We start from the raw sequence: 2,881 nt of genomic DNA on the forward strand, positions 1-2,881 counted from the left end.
CAGCATGCACATGCATAACCGCCTTTGGTTACATAAAGATCTCGCAGTCAGGCTCAACCTTCTTACAAGCCTTAAGTACATTCTTCATAACCTCAGCCTCGTCAGCTCCGTCGTCGAACTCAACGCTCATCTTCTGTGCCATGAATGCCACTGTTGCATCCTTAACACCTGCTACCTTCTTTGTAGCCTCCTCCATCTTTGCTGCACAGTTTGCACAATCAACTTCAATCTTATACTTCTTCATAATAGTTATCTCCTTTTCATTGTTCTCATTGAATCTATGAACATTTAAACATGTATTTAATTATATGTCAACAGTAAAATGCTATTCTTTTAAAAATTTATTTATATGAACATCTGTGCATTTTAAAAAACCTGTGTATATAACATATACACAGGTTTTTATTACAGATATATCTGATTCCACTTTCAGATCATGTTTCAGATCCTACTTCAGATCCTCCACAAGCTCATAGAGAGCGATTGCTGAGTTGAAGTTATCAGGTATGATCTCATCACTTGGGATGACAACTCCGTACTTATCTGCTATCTCTGAAATGATAGAGATGATATCGAGTGACTCCAGGATTCCGTCGTCAACGAGTGCCTCCTCATTTTCAAAATCAACATTTGGCTTGATCTTCTTGAGCATCTCAATAAATTCTTTCATTGTTCAATTCTCCTTTGTATGATCTTCTCTGCAAACCATCTATACGTTCTGCTCTGCAAGCTTTCTTACTTCCTTTCGCAGAACTGAACCCTTGAACGTCTTTGGTATACTTTCAACATAGATATACTTTCTTGGAAGCTTGTAGCTCTCAAGTCTGTCAGCAAGAAAGCTTTCAAAATCAGCTTCCTCATAGCCATCCTTCTGCACGACCAGTATGACCGGAAGCTCTCCAGTGATCGGGTCTTTGATTGAAGTGTAAGCCACATCATCTATATGCTCATATCCAAGTGCAAGGTCTTCTATCTCTGCAGGAGATATCTTGCTTCCACCATAGTTTATCACATCATCGGCCCTGCCTACAAGTATGCAGTCGCCATCCTCATCCAGATATGCCAGATCCTTTGTCCTAACATATCCATCCACAATGGTCTCAGCAGTGAGTTCGGGGTCATTGTAATAGCCTTCCATGACTATAGAACCGCCCCAGGACAGAAGTGCCGGTGACTCCGGGCTGCCATTTGTAACCACGTTACCCTCGTCGTCAGAGAATCTTACGACCGAGTTCACAGTAGGTCTTCCTATACATCCTGTCTTGTTGCCATTGCCACTGAACTCCAGTATGCATGCGCATCCGGCTTCAGATGAACCATAGAAATTATACAGTCTTGTATGTGGAAGCAATCTGAGCAGCTTCTCCTTGTCCGCCTCAGCAAGAGGCGCTGAACCTATCTGTATATAATCAAGCTGATCCGCATAATCCGCGATCTTGTCATCCGACAAATGGAATATCATTCCGAGTGATGCCGGTGATATCGCCATGGATGTCACTCCGTATTTCTCTATGAGCTTCCACAGCGTTCCGATAAATACCATTCCGTCCATCAGACATACTGTGCCGCCATTTACCATGTCGGACTGGTATCTTCTTATTCCAAATGAATGGTTGAGAGGCATTGGTATTATCTCCACATTGCCCTTCTTCATGGCTGTTCCCTCGATGACATTGCCGGCTATTCCCACATCACCTCTGTGGTGCATGACAACGCCCTTTGAAGATCCGGTAGTTCCCGTTGTGAAGAGCAGCATCGATCTGTCCTCCTCACCCGGAAGCTCAAGCTCTGCCTCGCTCTCATCCTTCATCCTGGTTATTATTTCCTTCTGGCTTATACACTTTATTCCATCCACAGGCTTGTCTGATATGAGACATGCCGCGTCAACTCTCTGGCCTATCTCAACTGCCCTCTCTGCGGATGTGGATTTCTCTATCGGCACGACAAGCGCCTGCATATACTGCAGTGCAGTGAACACTGTCAGATAATCTATGTTCTGTGTGCATCTGATCATTACATGATCGCCCCTGCATATGCCCATATCCTGCAAAGCGTGTGCAGTCTTTCTTATATTGCTCCAATACTCTGCGTATGTGACTGTCTTTCTGAGCTCACACACCGCCAGAGTGTCCGGCTGCGTCTGGGCATACTCCTGAATATAATGTAATACCGTCTGCTTATACATTATTCGTTCTCCTTCTTGTACTTCTCCCATTCTGCCATGAGACTGCTTTCCTCGTCTGCCCAGGCATCACAGGCATCAGTCCAGCTCTGCTTCTGCTCATCTGTAAGCTTACTCTGCAGGCCGTAATTGTCCTCTATATATTGTGCGAGATATGTGGTAACCTTCTTGGCACCCGCAATATTTACATGCTTGCTGTTGTAGAAATCTGTTGAATACTCCAGATTCAGTTCATCAAGAACATTGTTCATGTTCAGATAATCATATCCCTTTGAGGCTATGTACTCGTCAAGCTGAAGCTGCTTGGATGCCTGACCCTTTGATGGGTAATAAGGTGTCGCAACCAGCAGAACCTTAACTCCGAGCTCCTCTGCCTTTGTCTCTATGTCATCGATATATCCGAGTGTCTCATCCGACAGATGAAGCTGTCCGTCAGACTCGAACACAGGCTCCTTGATCTTCGTGATCTTCGACCTCTGCCTGCCTGTCTTGAACTCGTCCGTTCCCTGATTGAGTCTGTCTATAAGCACCTGTCTGTCAAATGTCAGCAGATTATCGTGATACTTCAGAATAGGGAACATGAGCTCGAACTTTGACTTCTCATCCGCTCTGTAATACTTCTGTATCATCTCAAACTTCGTCGATGATGGTCTCATGCCCGATGTCATGACCTCCATACGATAATTGTAATGCTCATCC

General features: G+C 44.5%; 4 protein-coding genes. All 4 read right to left on the reverse strand.

From position 1 onward, the window contains the following. Positions 1-28: 28 nt before the first annotated feature. Positions 29-247, reverse strand: a complete 219-nt coding sequence (locus tag ABUA34_RS14030; protein WP_055146474.1) for a cation transporter — start codon at positions 245-247, stop codon at positions 29-31. 201 nt (positions 248-448) lie between these two features. Continuing rightward, the gene (locus tag ABUA34_RS14035; RefSeq protein WP_015533823.1) at positions 449-670 is read right to left on the reverse strand and encodes an acyl carrier protein; all 222 of its coding nucleotides are present in this window, start codon (positions 668-670) and stop codon (positions 449-451) included. A 39-nt stretch (positions 671-709) separates the two neighbouring features. Then, positions 710-2,185 carry a class I adenylate-forming enzyme family protein gene (locus ABUA34_RS14040; protein WP_173796039.1) on the reverse strand — a complete coding sequence of 492 codons (1,476 nt, stop codon included), beginning with the start codon at positions 2,183-2,185 and terminating at the stop codon, positions 710-712. Then, positions 2,185-2,881: hypothetical protein (locus ABUA34_RS14045; RefSeq protein WP_349823519.1), on the reverse strand; the 697-nt coding region annotated here is incomplete at its 5' end. The genes ABUA34_RS14045 and ABUA34_RS14040, both read right to left, overlap by 1 nt.

This window comes from Coprococcus sp. RTP21428st1_C9_RTP21428_210409 (assembly GCF_040227395.1).
GTDB classification, from domain to species: Bacteria; Bacillota; Clostridia; order Lachnospirales; family Lachnospiraceae; genus Coprococcus; species Coprococcus aceti.